Origin of the sequence: Pantoea sp. EKM101V, assembly GCF_011800325.1 — a bacterium.
Taxonomy (GTDB): domain Bacteria; phylum Pseudomonadota; class Gammaproteobacteria; order Enterobacterales; family Enterobacteriaceae; genus Pantoea; species Pantoea anthophila.
This window is the reverse complement of record NZ_JAALFP010000005.1, coordinates 273091-288701: the sequence shown is the minus strand read 5'-3', so window position 1 is coordinate 288701 and position 15611 is coordinate 273091. Positions and strand designations below refer to the sequence as shown.

Sequence of the window (15611 nt, the reverse complement as noted above, 5' to 3'; positions counted from 1 at the left end):
CCTGAGCAGGAGGGTGCAGGCGACCCGATCAGGCAGCCGACTGCTCGCGCAGGGTGTTGATATCGATAACAAAGCGATATTTCACATCGCTTTTCAGCATGCGCTCATAGGCTTCGTTGATCTGATCCATCGCGATCAGTTCGATGTCCGAGGTGATGCCGTGCTCGCCACAGAAATCGAGCATCTCCTGCGTTTCTGCGATACCGCCAATCAGTGAACCGGCGATGCTGCGACGTTTGAAGATCAGGTTAAACACCTGCGGAGCCGGGTGATCGTGCTCAGGTGCGCCGACCAGCGTCATATTGCCATCCAGCTTCAGCAGGGTGATGAAGGGGTTAAGGTCGTGCTGAGCGGCAACGGTGTTCAGGATAAAGTCGAAGCTGTTGGCGTGCTGCGCCATCTGCTCTGGATCTTTGGAGATCACCACCTCATCGGCGCCCAGGCGTTTGCCATCCTCGATTTTGGACGGCGAGGTGGTGAACAGCACCACATGCGCCCCCATTGCGTGAGCAATTTTCACGCCCATGTGCCCCAGGCCACCCAGGCCTACGATACCGACTTTTTTGCCGGGGCCGACATTCCAGTGGCGCAGCGGCGAATAGGTCGTGATACCGGCACACAGCAGCGGCGCGACGCCCGCCAGAGCCAGGTTTTCCGGAATGCGCAGCACAAAGCTCTCATCCACAACCATCGCCGTTGAGTAGCCGCCGTAGGTGATCGCACCGGTCTCGCGGTCTTCACCGTTGTAGGTGCCGACAAAACCGTTTTCACAATATTGCTCCAGCCCCTGCTGACAGCTCGGGCAGCTGCGGCACGAATCCACCATGCAGCCTACGCCAACCAGATCGCCGACTTTGTATTTCTGCGTCTGTGGGCCCACCGCGGTGACGCGACCCACAATTTCATGCCCCGGAACCACAGGGAAAATCGTGTTTTTCCACTCATTGCGGGCCTGATGCAGGTCTGAGTGGCAGACGCCACAGAACAGCACCTCAAGCTGAACGTCATGGGCGCGCAGCTCACGCGGCTTATAATCGAACGGTGCCAGTTTGGATTTTGCATCCTGAGCAGCATACGCATGCGTAATATTCATGGTGTCTCCAGTTTCGATGTGTCGTGAGTGTTTTCTGATGAAGTGCAGCAGCGCAGTGGTGCTGCAAAAAACAGGGCGACGCCAGGGGCGTGCCAAAGAGGAACCGCTTAAGGATAGTCAGCGTGGGGAAAAGCGTATATGCCTATACATGTCTGAATCTTGCCTGATTCTGCATTTTTCTGGCTGAACCGGCAGCAGAAATAAGCAGGCCCGCACGGGGCGGGCCTGGCATCATTACTTCTGTAACAGGGGCTTCAGGAAGCGCGCGGTATGCGATTTCTCACACTCCGCCACGGTCTCTGGCGTGCCGGCAATCAGGATTTCGCCGCCGCCGCTGCCGCCTTCCGGGCCAAGGTCGACAATCCAGTCAGCGGTTTTCACCACGTCGAGGTTGTGCTCAATCACCACGATGGTGTTGCCCTGATCGCGCAGCTGATGCAGGACTTCCAGCAGCTGCTGAATATCGGCAAAGTGCAGGCCGGTGGTCGGCTCATCAAGAATGTAGAGCGTCTGACCGGTACCACGCTTCGACAGTTCACGCGCCAGCTTCACGCGCTGAGCTTCACCACCGGAGAGGGTGGTGGCGGACTGGCCGAGACGAATGTAGGAGAGACCCACATCCATCAGCGTCTGCAACTTACGCGCCAGCGCCGGAACCGCATCAAAAAACTCACGCGCTTCTTCGATGGTCATCTCCAGCACTTCGTGAATGCTCTTGCCTTTGTATTTCACTTCCAGCGTTTCACGGTTATAGCGTTTGCCTTTGCACTGATCGCACGGCACATAGATGTCCGGCAGGAAGTGCATTTCGACTTTCAGCACGCCATCGCCCTGACAGGCTTCACAGCGTCCGCCGCGCACGTTAAAGCTGAAACGACCCGGCGTGTAACCGCGTGACCGCGCTTCCGGCACGCCAGCAAAGAGTTCACGCACCGGGGTGAAGATGCCGGTGTAGGTCGCCGGGTTGGAGCGCGGCGTGCGGCCAATCGGGCTCTGGTCAATGTCGATGACTTTGTCGAAGTGCTCCAGTCCCGCCACGTCGCGGTAAGGGGCTGGCTCTGCGATGGTGGCACCGTTCAGCGCCCGCTGCGCAATCGGGAACAGCGTATCGTTAATCAGGGTCGACTTACCGGAGCCGGAGACACCGGTAATGCAGGTGAACAGACCCACCGGCAGCGTCAGCGTGACATCCTTGAGGTTATTGCCGCGCGCGCCGGTAATCTTCAGCACCTTCGACGGATCGCCCTTCACCCGCGCCTCCGGCACGGCGATTTCACGCTTGCCGCTCAGGAACTGGCCCGTCAGGGACGCTTCCTGCGCCATGATCTCATCCACGGTGCCTTCTGCCACCACCTGGCCGCCATGCACGCCTGCACCCGGACCAATGTCGATCACGTGGTCGGCGGCACGAATCGCATCTTCATCGTGCTCAACCACAATCACGGTGTTACCGAGATCGCGCAGGTGAATCAGGGTGCCGAGCAGACGCTCGTTATCGCGCTGATGCAGGCCGATTGACGGTTCGTCCAGCACATACATGACGCCCACCAGACCGGCACCGATCTGGCTCGCCAGACGGATACGCTGCGCCTCACCACCGGAAAGGGTTTCAGCGGAGCGCGACATCGACAGGTAGTTCAGGCCGACGTTCACAAGGAAGCTCAGGCGATCGCTAATCTCTTTCAGCACCTTTTCGGCGATCTGCGCACGCTGGCCGCTGAGCTTCAGATTTTCAAAGAAGGACATCGCGTGACCGATGCTCATCTCAGAGATGGTCGGCAGCGTGGTATCTTCGACAAAGACATGGCGCGCTTCGCGACGCAGACGGGTGCCTTCACAGCTCGCACAGGCGCGGTTGCTGATGAACTTCGCCAGCTCTTCGCGCACCGCTGAGGATTCGGTCTCTTTGTAGCGGCGCTCCATGTTGTTGAGCACGCCTTCAAACGGATGACGGCGAACCGAGGTGTCGCCACGGTCGTTGATGTACTTAAATTCGATGCTCTCTTTGCCAGAGCCGTACAGGATCACTTTCTGCACGTTGTCGGGCAGGCTGCCGAACGGCGCTTCAATATCAAAACTGAGGTGATCCGCCAGCGAACGCAGCATCTGGAAATAGTAAAAGTTGCGGCGGTCCCAGCCACGGATTGCGCCACCGGCCAGAGAGAGCTCAGGGTTCTGCACCACGCGGTCCGGATCGAAATATTGCTGTACGCCCAAGCCATCGCAGGTCGGACAGGCGCCTGCCGGGTTATTAAACGAGAACAGGCGCGGCTCCAGCTCACTCATGCTGTAACCACAAATCGGGCAGGCGAAGTTCGCGGAGAAGAGCAGCTCTTCGGCCTCGCTGTCATCCATGTCCGCCACGATCGCCGTGCCGCCTGAGAGCTCCAGGGTTGTCTCAAAGGACTCGGCCAGGCGCGTCGCCAGATCGTCACGCACTTTAAAGCGGTCAATCACCACTTCGATGGTGTGTTTTTTCTGCAGCTCCAGTTTCGGCGGGTCAGACAGGTCGCACACTTCGCCGTCGATACGCGCACGGATGTAGCCCTGCGTCGCCAGATTTTCCAGCGTTTTGGTGTGCTCACCCTTGCGATCTTTCACCACCGGTGCCAGCAGCATCAGACGGCGGCCTTCCGGCTGAGCCAGAACCTGATCGACCATCTGGCTCACGGTCTGCGCCGCCAGCGGTACGTTGTGGTCCGGGCAGCGCGGTTCGCCCACGCGGGCAAACAGCAGACGCAGGTAGTCGTGGATCTCGGTGATGGTTCCCACCGTCGAGCGCGGGTTATGCGAGGTGGATTTCTGTTCAATAGAGATGGCGGGCGACAGACCTTCGATATGATCGACGTCCGGCTTCTCCATTAACGAAAGAAACTGGCGCGCATACGCAGAGAGCGACTCCACATAGCGGCGCTGACCTTCCGCATACAGCGTATCAAACGCCAGTGAGGATTTACCGGAGCCTGACAGGCCGGTCACCACAATGAGTTTGTCGCGTGGGATGGTCAGGTTAATGTTTTTCAAATTATGGGTGCGGGCACCACGAACTTCGATCTTATCCATTCACCTTTCCCGGATTAGCAGCACTCACCGCGCCTTGCCGACACGGCCAGAATAAACGTGTCATTATGGCACAAAAAATAGACTGAATAAATATCCAGTACTCTGTGGTCCGGACGTGCGAAGGATTAAAACCGGAACGCGGCTCGAAAGTGGGAAACAGTGAGCAGGACGTGTTAGAATTGATGGATTAGACTGAATGCATTAACTCATCGGGAGACAGCAACATGGCCAGTCGTGGCGTTAACAAAGTGATTCTTGTCGGGAATCTGGGTCAGGATCCGGAAGTACGTTATATGCCAAATGGTGGCGCTGTTGCCAACATTACGCTGGCTACGTCGGAGAGCTGGCGTGATAAGCAGACCGGTGAAAACAAAGAGATCACCGAGTGGCACCGTGTGGTGCTGTTTGGCAAACTGGCTGAAGTCGCGGGTGAATATCTGCGTAAAGGCTCTCAGGTTTACATCGAAGGTCAGCTGCGCACCCGTAAATGGCAGGATCAGGGTGGCCAGGAACGTTACACCACCGAAGTCGTGGTTAACGTCGGCGGCACCATGCAGATGCTGGGCGGCCGTCAGCAGGGCGGTAATGCCGGTGCAGGCGCGCAGGGTGGTGGCAACAACAATGGCTGGGGCCAGCCGCAGCAGCCGCAGGGCAACAACAATCAGTTCAGCGGCGGCGCGCAGTCCCGTCCGCAGCAGCCGCAGAGTGCGCCTGCCAGCAACAACAACGAACCGCCAATGGATTTTGACGACGATATTCCGTTCTGATTCATCTGGCCTGACGCGTTTAAAAAGCCCGCTATGCGGGCTTTTTTTATGCGCGGTTCCGGCCGGCCGGGGCTATGACCATTCCGCCAGCACGGCATCCGTGCTCAGCACGCGCGGCACGTTGCCAGGGATCAGCAGCGAGGCCCACACCTCGTTGTGCTGATTAATCAGCGCTTCGGCCCCGACCCAGCGGCGATCGGCGGTGGTGTGCGCATCCGCCGCCACGGTTATCGCATAGCCCGCACTGGCCCCTGTTTTAATCGTGGTATCCAGACAGTAGTCGGTCGCACAGCCGCACACCACAAACGCCTCCACCTCCAGACGCTTTAACAGCGCGGCCAGCTCTGTCTGCCAGAAGCTGTCGCAGGCCGTTTTCGTCACGTAATGCGCGCCCGCAGGCTGAACCAGTTCCGGCAGCAGATCAAAGCTGGGGTTGCCCTCGCACATCGTGCCTTCACGATGCTGAATAAAGAGGACGATATCGGCACGCCCGGTCAGCCGGTTGATCCGGTCAACCCGGCCTGCTTTATCGAAACGTGGTGTGCTGAACACGCCGTTCTGCATATCAATGACGATGACGACTCGCTGTGCCATGCTGACTCCCTCAGAATGAGAAAAAAACAGTGTTACCTGCGGCGCGGCGGATAGCAATCTTTTGCATTTTCCCCCCGGTCGCAGGCATGCTAATCCGACATCGGATAAATAAGGAGAGAGAAGTGGAAGGTGTTCCGGCTGTTTTTCCCTGTGAAAAAGACCGCGCACAGTTTCAGCAACCGGCCGCGTTGCCCGGTGTGGAACTCTATCAGGCTCACATCTCCCGCTACGCTTTTGAACCCCATACCCATGAAGCCTTTGGCATTGGCACGATTGAGGCGGGTGCGCAGCGTTTTCGCTACCGCGGCACCGAATATACCGCGCCGGTGAACTCGCTGGTGACCATGAATCCGGATGAGCTGCATACCGGTGAGTCAGCCTGTGATGAGGGCTGGCGCTATCAGATGATCTACATTCAGCCGCAGCTGATGGATGAACTGACCGGCGATCGCGGCTGGTGGTTTAACGAGGCGCTGCTGACCGATCCGCGCATCGCGCAGCCGCTCTCCCGCACGCTGGCCGCACTCTGGCAGGCGGAGTCCGGACTGGCGCACCAGAGTCTGCTTTCCGAACTGCTGTTGCAGATTCGCCCGCTGGCGCGGATGTCGTCACCAGGCAGGCCCGAGGGAGGGCATCGCTTTGATCAGGTGCGTGATTTTCTGCGGGCAAATCTGGCGGAACCGGTGCGGCTGGAGGAGCTGGCGGCGCTGGCCTCGCTGTCGCCGTGGCACTTTTTACGCGCTTTCCGCCAGCACTATCACGTCACGCCGCATCAGATGCTGATGGCTTTCCGCCTCTATGATGCCAAACAGCGACTGGCACAGGGCGAAGCCGCTGCCAGTGTCGCAGCGGCCGTCGGGTTAACCGATCAGGCTCATCTGACCCGCGCCTTTGCTAACCGCTATGGCATTACGCCTGGCCGCTATCAGAAACAGGTGCGCCAGCCCTGACACAACCGCAATCTGCTACAAGCCTTCCTCCTTCACTCCCGCCACACTGTGAAAAAAAGCTATACGGGAAAAAGTCATGTTTGCTGGTGTTATGTTTGCCGTTACCGCGGGGCTGATGTGGGGGCTGATCTTTGTCGGGCCGCTGCTGGTGCCTGACTATCCTGGTGCACTGCAGTCGGCGGGACGTTATGTGGCGTTCGGGCTGATTGCGCTGCCGCTGGCCTGGCACGATCGCCGCCGACTGCGCCAGCTGGGGCGGGCCGACTGGCGCGAGGCAGTGAAACTCTCGCTGGTGGGTAACCTCTTCTATTATGCGTTTCTGGCCAATGCTATTCAGCGCACCGGCGCGCCGGTCTCCACCATGATTATCGGCACACTGCCGGTGGTGATCGCCGTTACCGCCAATCTCTGTTACGGCCATCTTGAAGGACGTCTGCCCTGGCGGCGGCTCTTTCCGGCGCTGGTGATGATGGCGGCCGGGTTGCTCTGCGTCAATGCGGCGGAGTTGCGGAGCCAGGGCGCAACGCTGGATCTTAGTCGTTACCTGACCGGCATCGTGCTGGCACTGCTGGCGGTGGTCTGCTGGACCTGGTATCCGCTGCGCAATGCCCGCTGGCTGCGCACTCATCCCGCACTGCGACCCTCGACCTGGGCGACGGCGCAGGGGCTGGTGACGCTGCCGATGGCGTTGACCCTGTATGCGCTGGTCAGCGTTCAGATCGCCTGGCAACAGCCTGATTTCCCGCTGCCGTTCGGGCCACATCCGTCACTCTTTATCTCTCTGATGCTGGCGATTGGCCTGCTCTGCTCCTGGCTCGGCAGCCTGTGCTGGAACGCAGCCAGCCAGCGTCTGCCCACGGTACTGATGGGGCCGCTGATTGTTTTTGAGATCCTGTTCGGTCTGTTATGGACTTTTCTCTGGCATCAACGCTGGCCACCTCTGCTCACCGTTATCGGCATTGCCTGTCTGATGGCTGGCGTGCTGTGGGCAATGCGTATCAAACCGCAGCCGCGGGTGGTTGCCCTCAGCGGATAACCCACACCGATCTCTGGAATAAACTGGCCGTGCGAAGCCCGCTTTGCCCGGCTTTTTAAGACAAAACCCTATCCCGATTTGTACTCTGTCCGACAGATTTTTGCCGCGAAATCGATTTCATGCGATGCGAAGGGGGAAAATCTCGTCGTGTTAACCCCTGCCATCCACCCCCGGTCAGCAAAAAAACGGCACTTTTCACCCGCTGAAGGCGGATCGTTTACCGCCGGGATGCAATTTCCTGCACAGATAGCGCCCATAAATCAGGAAAAAAAGCGCAGCATTATGGACGTTACGCTTTTCTCCGCCGCATTTTATTGGATTGTGACCCTGAGTTATGCCCGCTAAAAACCACTATTAACTTCATTCCACATTCAATGAGTAAGAAAATTCCGCCGCTGCGTTTTTAATTAAAGATTAATCTGTGGCATCAATGATGCGCAATGAAGAGAGTGAAAAGATAGCCACATAACGTTAGTGATAAGGAGCAATAAACTATTTATGCCGGATTAATCCTGGAGAAACTATTGCGGAAAAGGCACGCAAAGGAATTAAAGCGTAACCGCAAAAAGTTTGGGTTAGGGCCAGGATTAACTTAAAAGAAGTGTGATTATTTTTCGTTCTAAGTTTAAAGCGTCTTAATGTTATCCAGACGCTTTGGTAGTGGGGTTTAGCAGCACTTAACAAAAAAAGAGGAGGCCCAATCCCGCTAAAACGAGATTGGGAGGGGAAAAATCGGCGTAGAATGCGAGACTTTTGCTGTTGTGAATCAATTTTACCGCAAAAAAAGAAGCTTAGCCGTGAAGCCATTCATTAGTTATAAATGGAGCGGAAAGGGGTGCCGCAATTGTCCTGTTAAATGATCTTCATCTCTTCTGGTAAGAACAAATCTCAGCGTTAAGTCTGGTAAGCGCGGTAGCATGGGGGTTATCGGTTCTCCGTGCCTGACGGATAATGGTAAACGCTGCGGCTGATATCCAGCAGGCGGCAGCTGCGGCGGGTGCCGATGTCAAACGTGGTCTGCAGGAAGTCTACAGCCTGACGCTTTTCATTCGTGGTAAAGAAGTGCTTAAGCACGCTCTGCAGCATCTCTTTATCCGAGTTGAGGGTCTGCAGCTCGCGCGTCGCATTCTGCAGTTTTTCTTCCAGCTCCTTGATTTTTCTGCCTTCTTCCGAAGACAACCCAGAAAACTTCTTCTTCCAGCTGTAGAACGTGGCTTCAGAGATGCCTAACTCTTCACAAATCTCTCTGACTTTCACGCCCGATTCAGAAGCTTTAATGGCATTTGTGATTTGATCTTCGCTGTATCGTGACTTTCTCATAAATGCTCTTACCTTTCTTATCGATTAATGGATGAGAATGACTTTAATAATTTCTGGCACTGTTAGATTCTATTAATGCAGTATTAAAGTGCGCCAATGGAATAGCGAAGCCTAAATTAAGATATTTAGAATAAATATCATCATGGGATAAATCTTATTTTATTCTTATCCGCAGGCCGCGCCTTCCTGGAGGCGGATTTTTGTTATAAATTCATCGCATCCCGAATACGGAAAAATTAAACGTAAACCGGATATTTAGCCTGACCGACCCGAATAATAGGGGGGTTATGGCCGTTTAAGGTTGGGTTATTTTCAGCCTGAAATCGTTTCCATTTGAAGTGATTCGCGCCAGATATAATAAGAATTATCCTGAATTCACTCTCCGGATTATGATCAACTTCTCAATTTTCGGACCAGCCTGGTCTGAAGTCTTACATTTTCGCCAGGCCTACTGCGCGCTTATTAATTCGTTACAGGGATGTTGTACCGAAGCGGTTGTAGTTGAGTAATACTAAGGAAGAGTCGATGAAATTGAGCGTAATGTCTAATGCCGCCTGGATGATGTCTGAAAAGATCATCTCCGTATTTGGCGTCATTTTTGTGACGTCTTACGTGGCAAAATCCTTTGGCCCAACGGTGTTTGGCCAGATGGCGTTTTCAACCTCACTATTTGCAATGGTGCAAACCGTTGCCATCTTTGGCACCGAAACCATTCTGTTTAAGCGTGTCAGCAAAAATGCCTCAAAAGGCCTGCGTCTGATGAGCATCGCCCGGACGCTGCGGATGGTGTTGTTACTGGTCACTTCGGTGCCAGTCTTAATCTGGGTCTGGTACAACATGCAGGAAAATTTTCTGGCATTTGCACTGGCCTCATTTGTGGCGTCCGTTTTTGTCACCCAGGACACGTTCAGCGTCTACAACAATGCGCGGCTGGCCTCGCGCCTGAATACCGTTGCCAATGCGACAGGCATGCTGCTGAGTTTTGGCATCAGCTTTACCATCGCCTGGCTGCGCCTCAATCCGCTCTGGCTGACGCTCTCCATTGTGTCGGTGACCCTGGTGCCTTACCTGATTAAGCGTCACAACTTCTATCAGGATCATCAGGACCAGATGCCGCCGCGCGAAAAGCGTACCACCTATGTGCGTTATCTGATGTATGCCGGTCTGCCACTGGCCATCTCCAGCATCTTCATCTCTGTGCAGGTGAAAGCGGCGCAGATGTTTCTGGCAGGCACCGCGCCGGCGCGCGACCTCGGCCTGTTTGCAGCGGCGAATACCATTTCCGCCTCCTGGATTTTTATCCCGGTGGCGCTCATCACCTCCTGCTTCACTGAAATTTTCAGGGAGCGCGGCGAGGTCGCCATTAAGCTTGCCGCCCGGCTCAATGGCTATGTTATGGCGGTTTCACTGCTGATGCTGCTGATCATCTCGCTCTTCGGCGAGCGGATCATCATCGCGTTGTACGGGCCGGAATACACACAGTCAGGAAGTCTCATTACGTTGCTGTCGATAGCCACCAGCTTTTCGGCAATGGGGACCGTAGCCTATCGCTACATGGTTAAAGAGGGAGGATTCAATTACCTGCTGAGGAAAATCGTCTGTCTGATGGTCATCAGTTTGCCGCTCTCTTGGTGGTTGATCCAGGGTCACGGCATCATGGGGGCCGCGTGGAGCGTTTTCCTTTCAGAACTTTTGTCCCTGACCGTAATGAATTACTTCTTTAAAAACGGCGTCATTCAAAAGATTCAGGTTTCCTCACTCAACTACAAAACCTACAAATGAGGTCAGATATGCTCAAGTTGAAAGAAGAACTCAGAAGAAGTGTGCAGTATTTTATTAAGAAGATGCCCTGGGCTTATCAGGATCGCATCTACTACTTCCACAAGTTCAGAAAACTGCCCAATCTGCGTCAGCCAAAAGTGTTCAACGAGAAGGTGCTGTACCGTAAGTTTATCTTCGGCGATTACCAGAACTACGGTCGCCTGTCAGATAAGTACTCGGTGCGCGAATTCATTGCTGAGAAAATCGGTGATGAGTACCTGATCCCGCTGGTACACGAAACCACTGACCCGACCACGCTGAACAGCTTACCCTGCTGGAAGGGGACGGTGATTAAACCGAACCACGCCTCCAACATGGTAGAGATCCTGCTGGAAGAGCCGGATGCCCTGCGCAAGCAGCAGATCATTCATGACTGCTATCGCTGGCTGAAGACCGACTTCGCCAACGAAGCGCGTGAGATTCACTATCGCTACATCAAGCCACGTATTCTGGTGGAGAAGTACATTGGTGATGGCAAAAGCGCGCCGATCGATTACAAGTTCCATATGTTCAACAAGCGCGATGGTCGGTTTGAATATGTGCTGCAGGTGATCTACAACCGCTGCCAGCCGCTGCTGTCGATGAATTTCTACGTGAACAACCTCCAGGAGGCGTATCACAAGATTCGTGACACCGGGCTGGATGTCTCACCGATCATGCCGTCACTGGAACATGCGCTCGAACTGAGCAAGAAGCTGGCCAGTGATTTCGACTATGTGCGCGTGGACTGGTATATCCATGACGAGCGGATCTACTTTGGCGAGCTGACCTTCACCCCGGGTGCAGGACTGGTCACCGGACTGGATCGCGGTTTAAATCAGATGATGGGAGATATGTGGATTCAGGACCGCCGCGGAACGCAGAGCCCGGGCGTGACAGTGCAGGATGTGAATATCCCTGCCATGTTGAAGAAAATTTAAACACACAGCAATATAAAAAACCCCGCGCAGCGGGGTTTTTTATGCCTGTCGATTGGGGATTATCGCGATCGATCAGGGCATCGGCCAGTCAGCAGGGGCCTGGCTCATCACATCGATAAACGCATGCTTTGAGATTTCCAGGAAGTTATGCACGTTTTCCATGCTCAGGGTAATGCCCATCAGCCCCGTCACAAACCAGCAGGTCACACCTAAACCAATCCCGCCACACATAAATGCCATCACATGACGGCTATCCTGACGCAGTCGGGTTTTCAGGGTACTGGCAAAAAACATCAGAACTGCGCTCAGCAACTCCCAGCGCATAACAAGAAAACTGGCGGTTAACGTGGCCATCGGTGGACCTCAATATCAGTAAGGATTCCTGACAATTCGCGGACATCACCGGCGGCAGAAAAGCGTGTCAGGAGGGGCTTTTTCGCCGTCAAACCAGGTTCAAAGTGTGACTTGGGTCACATTATATCACCCGATTTTAAATTTTGAACAAAATTTGACTCTGGTATGGCAGCTGGAGCGGGGGAAAAATGAACGGCAGGGGAGGAAATGCGGGAAATTCAGTCAGATGCGCCTGTTGCAGGCGCATCTGCCGGTCAGCGAACCGGACAGCACTCACCGGTGGTGCGCTGGGTATAGCTGCCAATGCCGTCGTTGCAGCCAAAGCTCAGCAGGCGAGGGCGCTGAATCGCCTGACGTCGCATGGTATGCCGGTAGGCGGTTGGCGTCTGCGAAAACTGGCGGCGAAACACGCGGGAGAAGGTCTGCTGCGAGTCGTAGCCATATTGCATTGCGATATCAAAAACCGGGCGCTGTGTCTGCGACAGCGCTTCTGCTGCCAGGGTCAGGCGACGCTCACGAATATAGCCACCCAGCGTCTGTTTCGTCACGGTACGGAACATACGCTGCAGGTGCCATTTTGAATAACCCGATTTAGCGGCAACTTCATCGATCGACAGACTCTTGTCGAGGTTCTGGTCAATCCAGTGCGTCAGGGAATGAATGATCTCTTCTTGCATCATGGCCTCATCCTTCTGGTGCTTAATAAGTGATATAGGGAGTTTCGTCGTTTTGATAGAGAAGGAGTATAATTCCTCAAGTTAACTTGAGGTAAAGGGCCTGATGAAAAAAGAACGCAACTATCCCAAACCGGTGTTAACACCGGGTGAGGTGGCGCGCCGTAGTGGTGTGGCGGTGTCGGCACTGCACTTTTATGAAAGCAAAGGGCTGATTTTCAGCACCCGTAACAGCGGCAATCAGCGGCGATACAGTCGTGACGTGCTGCGACGCGTGGCGATTATCAAGATTGCTCAGCGCATCGGTATTCCGCTGGCGACGGTCAGCGACAGTCTCGATCACATCCCGGCTGACAAACGGATGTCGACACCGGAATGGGATGCGCTGACCCGGCACTGGCGCGAAGAGCTGGATAAGCGCATCGAAACCCTGACCCGCCTGCGCAACGATCTGGATGGATGTATCGGCTGCGGCTGCCTGTCGATGCGCGACTGCCCGCTGCGTAATCCCGGAGACCGGCTGGGCGAGCAGGGGTCGGGTGCGGTGCTGCTGGACCCGGAACAGGATGATAAACATCCGGATGTGGAGTGACGTCTATACTGAAGAGAGGTCAAAACACAGGGAATCATGATGATCACCGTTCACCATCTTGAGCAATCGCGCTCGCAACGCGTATTGTGGCTGCTGGAAGAGCTGGAAGTGCCGTACCAGATTAAACGCTATCAACGCGAACCGACGATGCTGGCCCCGGAGGCGCTGAAAAAGGTGCATCCGCTGGGGAAATCGCCGGTGATTACCGACGGCAACCGGGTTGTGGCCGAGTCGGGAGCCATCCTGGAATACCTGGAAGAGAACTACGATCACACCTTCCGGCTGAAAATCAGTGATGAGGCGTCACGTCTGCAGTGCCGCTACTGGCTGCACTATGCCGAGGGATCGCTGATGCCGCTGCTGGTGATGAAGCTGATCTTCGGGCAGATGGGCAAAGCCCCGGTGCCGTGGCTGCTGCGTCCGGTCGGGGCGGCATTCGGGAAAGGGGTGCAGAAGGCGTATCTGGATAAACAGCTAAAGCCGCACATGAAGATGATTGAACAGCATCTGGCAGCTAACCCCTGGTTTGCCGGTGAGCGCTTCTCCATAGCCGATGTCCAGATGAGCTTTCCGCTGCTGGCACTGGCGCAGCGCGCCGGGCTGGATCAGATGCCCGCCACCCGGAAATGGTTAGAGACCGTGCAGCAGCGCGCCGCCTGGCAGCGCGCGATCGCTCAGGGCGGCGAGCTTTCGCTGCCAGGCTGATCCTCTTTTTCGCCCGGCGAGCCGTCTCTCTTCACAGCTATGCCGGTGCCATGTCCGCCAGAAACCGCTTTAACTTCAATGCGTCAGCGCGTTGCACTGATCCCGGCTGCACGCTTTTTCGCCGCGAACCGCGGATCTTTATGCTGAACAATCTCCCTCTGACAGTTGAAACTGTGCCGCCAAACGCCGGATAATCGCCTGCCTTTTTATCCGGCCGCCTTGAGCGACCCACACTCTGCGGCAAGGTAAACGTTTGCCTGCCGGGTCCGTCCGGTCAGGGTTACCGTCTACCCGCTTATTCCAGGGACAGCGATGGCCGCAGAGCGATCCACACAACAAAAATTTTTGAGGCTCAATTATGTCAACTGAATCACGCCCGGCCAGTGGAAAACTGGACGCCTGGTTCTCGATCTCGGCGCGAGGCAGCAGCGTGCGTCAGGAAATTCTGGCCGGACTCACCACCTTTCTGGCGATGGTTTACTCCGTAATCGTCGTGCCGGGGATGCTGGGCAAAGCCGGTTTCTCCCCGACGGCCGTCTTTGTCGCCACCTGTCTGGTCGCCAGCTTTGGTTCTATCCTGATGGGCTTATGGGCCAATCTGCCGATGGCGATTGGCTGCGCGATCTCGTTAACCGCCTTTACCGCATTCAGCCTGGTGCTGGGTCAGCACATCAGCGTGCCGGTCGCGCTGGGTGCGGTGTTCCTGATGGGCCTGCTCTTTACGCTGATCTCCGTCACCGGTATCCGTGCGTGGATCCTGCGCAACCTGCCGATGGGGGTGGCGCACGGCACCGGCGTCGGAATTGGTCTGTTTCTGCTGCTGATTGCGGCGGATGGCGTGGGCCTGGTCGTTAAAAATCCGGCTCCCGGCCTGCCGGTCGCCCTGGGCCACTTCACCACCTTTCCGGTGATGATGACGCTGCTGGGTCTGGCGGCGATTATCGGGCTGGAGAAGCGCCGGGTGCCGGGCGGCATCCTGCTGACGATTATCGCTATTTCACTGCTGGGCCTGATCTTTGACCCGGCGGTGACGTATCACGGGCTGTTTGCGCTGCCTGACCTGCGTGATGCGCAGGGACAGTCGCTGCTGTTCAGCCTCGATATCATGGGTGCCCTGCAGCCGGTGGTGCTGCCGAGCGTGCTGGCACTGGTCATGACGGCGGTCTTTGATGCCACCGGCACCATTCGCGCCGTGGCCGGGCAAGCCAATCTGCTGGATAAGCAGGGGCAGATCATCAATGGCGGCCGTGCCCTGACCTCGGACTCTGTCAGTAGCCTGTTCGCCGGTCTGGTCGGCGCGTCGCCGGCGGCAGTCTATATCGAGTCGGCGGCGGGAACGGCGGCGGGCGGTAAAACGGGTCTGACCGCCATTGTGGTCGGCCTGCTGTTCCTGGCCATTCTGTTTATGTCGCCGCTGGCTTACCTGGTACCGGCATACGCCACGGCACCTGCCCTGATGTATGTGGGTCTGCTGATGCTGAGCAACGTGGCAAAAATCGACTTCGCTGATTTTGTCGATGCGATGTCGGGTCTGTTAACGGCGGTGATCATCGTGCTCACCTGCAACATCGTGACCGGCATCATGATTGGGTTTGCCAGCCTGGTAGTGGGCCGTCTCTTCGCGGGCGAGTGGCGCAGGCTCAACGTCGGCACCGTCGTGATTGCCGTTGCGCTGGTGGCGTTTTATGCCGGAGGCTGGGCGATCTGACTGCTGAACCGGAC

General features: G+C 56.1%; 14 protein-coding genes. 8 read left to right on the top strand and 6 right to left on the bottom strand.

Going from position 1 to position 15611, the window contains the following annotated elements:
- Positions 1-28 precede the first annotated feature (28 nt).
- Together HFD92_RS10795 and uvrA are read right to left on the bottom strand one after the other, a co-directional pair.
- The gene (locus tag HFD92_RS10795; protein ID WP_167428913.1) at positions 29-1093 is read right to left on the bottom strand and encodes an NAD(P)-dependent alcohol dehydrogenase; all 1065 of its coding nucleotides are present in this window, start codon (positions 1091-1093) and stop codon (positions 29-31) included.
- Between the two features lie 234 nt (positions 1094-1327).
- Positions 1328-4156 (bottom strand): excinuclease ABC subunit UvrA, encoded by a 2829-nt coding sequence (uvrA, locus tag HFD92_RS10790; RefSeq protein WP_046101018.1) that lies wholly within the window; start codon positions 4154-4156, stop codon positions 1328-1330.
- 224 nt (positions 4157-4380) lie between these two features.
- Between uvrA and ssb1 the strand changes: the two genes are divergently transcribed.
- On the top strand, positions 4381-4923 hold the full coding sequence (ssb1, locus tag HFD92_RS10785) for a single-stranded DNA-binding protein SSB1 (RefSeq protein WP_009092599.1): 543 nt from the start codon (positions 4381-4383) through the stop codon (positions 4921-4923).
- A gap of 72 nt (positions 4924-4995) precedes the next feature.
- Here the strand turns inward: ssb1 and HFD92_RS10780 are convergent, their stop codons facing one another.
- The gene (locus HFD92_RS10780; protein ID WP_154928661.1) at positions 4996-5517 is read right to left on the bottom strand and encodes an isochorismatase family protein; all 522 of its coding nucleotides are present in this window, start codon (positions 5515-5517) and stop codon (positions 4996-4998) included.
- A gap of 122 nt (positions 5518-5639) precedes the next feature.
- Here HFD92_RS10780 and HFD92_RS10775 point away from each other — a divergent pair, with 122 nt between their 5' ends.
- Both HFD92_RS10775 and HFD92_RS10770 read left to right on the top strand, forming a co-directional pair.
- The gene (locus HFD92_RS10775) at positions 5640-6467 is read left to right on the top strand and encodes an AraC family transcriptional regulator (protein ID WP_167428912.1); all 828 of its coding nucleotides are present in this window, start codon (positions 5640-5642) and stop codon (positions 6465-6467) included.
- Between the two features lie 76 nt (positions 6468-6543).
- Positions 6544-7503 (top strand): DMT family transporter, encoded by a 960-nt coding sequence (locus HFD92_RS10770; RefSeq protein WP_154928659.1) that lies wholly within the window; start codon positions 6544-6546, stop codon positions 7501-7503.
- 924 nt (positions 7504-8427) lie between these two features.
- On the opposite strand, the gene HFD92_RS10765 is transcribed toward HFD92_RS10770, so the two are convergent.
- Positions 8428-8823, bottom strand: a complete 396-nt coding sequence (locus HFD92_RS10765; RefSeq protein WP_009092595.1) for a transposase — start codon at positions 8821-8823, stop codon at positions 8428-8430.
- Between the two features lie 525 nt (positions 8824-9348).
- Here HFD92_RS10765 and HFD92_RS10760 point away from each other — a divergent pair.
- Together HFD92_RS10760 and HFD92_RS10755 are read left to right on the top strand one after the other, a co-directional pair.
- A complete protein-coding gene (locus HFD92_RS10760) occupies positions 9349-10605 on the top strand; it encodes an oligosaccharide flippase family protein (RefSeq protein WP_033736443.1) in 1257 nt (418 codons plus the stop codon).
- Positions 10606-10613: 8 nt separating this feature from the next.
- Positions 10614-11564, top strand: a complete 951-nt coding sequence (locus HFD92_RS10755) for an ATP-grasp fold amidoligase family protein (protein WP_033736441.1) — start codon at positions 10614-10616, stop codon at positions 11562-11564.
- Positions 11565-11636: 72 nt separating this feature from the next.
- On the opposite strand, the gene HFD92_RS10750 is transcribed toward HFD92_RS10755, so the two are convergent.
- Together HFD92_RS10750 and soxS are read right to left on the bottom strand one after the other, a co-directional pair.
- Entirely contained in the window at positions 11637-11918 is a 282-nt protein-coding gene (locus HFD92_RS10750; protein WP_009092592.1) for a YjcB family protein, read from the bottom strand.
- A 254-nt stretch (positions 11919-12172) separates the two neighbouring features.
- The gene (soxS, locus tag HFD92_RS10745) at positions 12173-12598 is read right to left on the bottom strand and encodes a superoxide response transcriptional regulator SoxS (protein ID WP_009092591.1); all 426 of its coding nucleotides are present in this window, start codon (positions 12596-12598) and stop codon (positions 12173-12175) included.
- 100 nt (positions 12599-12698) lie between these two features.
- Here soxS and soxR point away from each other — a divergent pair, with 100 nt between their 5' ends.
- The 3 genes from soxR to HFD92_RS10730 all read left to right on the top strand — a co-directional run bounded on the left by soxR (position 12699) and on the right by HFD92_RS10730 (position 15597).
- Complete coding sequence (soxR, locus tag HFD92_RS10740) at positions 12699-13184, top strand: redox-sensitive transcriptional activator SoxR (protein ID WP_009092590.1); 486 nt, start codon at positions 12699-12701, stop codon at positions 13182-13184.
- Between the two features lie 39 nt (positions 13185-13223).
- Positions 13224-13889, top strand: a complete 666-nt coding sequence (locus HFD92_RS10735) for a glutathione S-transferase family protein (RefSeq protein WP_167428935.1) — start codon at positions 13224-13226, stop codon at positions 13887-13889.
- A 358-nt stretch (positions 13890-14247) separates the two neighbouring features.
- The gene (locus tag HFD92_RS10730; RefSeq protein ID WP_058957003.1) at positions 14248-15597 is read left to right on the top strand and encodes an NCS2 family permease; all 1350 of its coding nucleotides are present in this window, start codon (positions 14248-14250) and stop codon (positions 15595-15597) included.
- Positions 15598-15611: the final 14 nt, after the last annotated feature.

Coding starts and splice junctions, on each gene's coding strand:
- HFD92_RS10795 (WP_167428913.1), bottom strand. CDS start 1,093: ATGAATATTACGCATGCGTATGCTGCTCAGGATGCAAAATCCAAACTG.
- HFD92_RS10770 (WP_154928659.1), top strand. CDS start 6,544: ATGTTTGCTGGTGTTATGTTTGCCGTTACCGCGGGGCTGATGTGGGGG.
- uvrA (WP_046101018.1), bottom strand. CDS start 4,156: ATGGATAAGATCGAAGTTCGTGGTGCCCGCACCCATAATTTGAAAAAC.
- HFD92_RS10730 (WP_058957003.1), top strand. CDS start 14,248: ATGTCAACTGAATCACGCCCGGCCAGTGGAAAACTGGACGCCTGGTTC.
- HFD92_RS10755 (WP_033736441.1), top strand. CDS start 10,614: ATGCTCAAGTTGAAAGAAGAACTCAGAAGAAGTGTGCAGTATTTTATT.
- ssb1 (WP_009092599.1), top strand. CDS start 4,381: ATGGCCAGTCGTGGCGTTAACAAAGTGATTCTTGTCGGGAATCTGGGT.
- HFD92_RS10750 (WP_009092592.1), bottom strand. CDS start 11,918: ATGGCCACGTTAACCGCCAGTTTTCTTGTTATGCGCTGGGAGTTGCTG.
- HFD92_RS10765 (WP_009092595.1), bottom strand. CDS start 8,823: ATGAGAAAGTCACGATACAGCGAAGATCAAATCACAAATGCCATTAAA.
- soxS (WP_009092591.1), bottom strand. CDS start 12,598: ATGATGCAAGAAGAGATCATTCATTCCCTGACGCACTGGATTGACCAG.
- HFD92_RS10735 (WP_167428935.1), top strand. CDS start 13,224: ATGATCACCGTTCACCATCTTGAGCAATCGCGCTCGCAACGCGTATTG.
- soxR (WP_009092590.1), top strand. CDS start 12,699: ATGAAAAAAGAACGCAACTATCCCAAACCGGTGTTAACACCGGGTGAG.
- HFD92_RS10780 (WP_154928661.1), bottom strand. CDS start 5,517: ATGGCACAGCGAGTCGTCATCGTCATTGATATGCAGAACGGCGTGTTC.
- HFD92_RS10760 (WP_033736443.1), top strand. CDS start 9,349: ATGAAATTGAGCGTAATGTCTAATGCCGCCTGGATGATGTCTGAAAAG.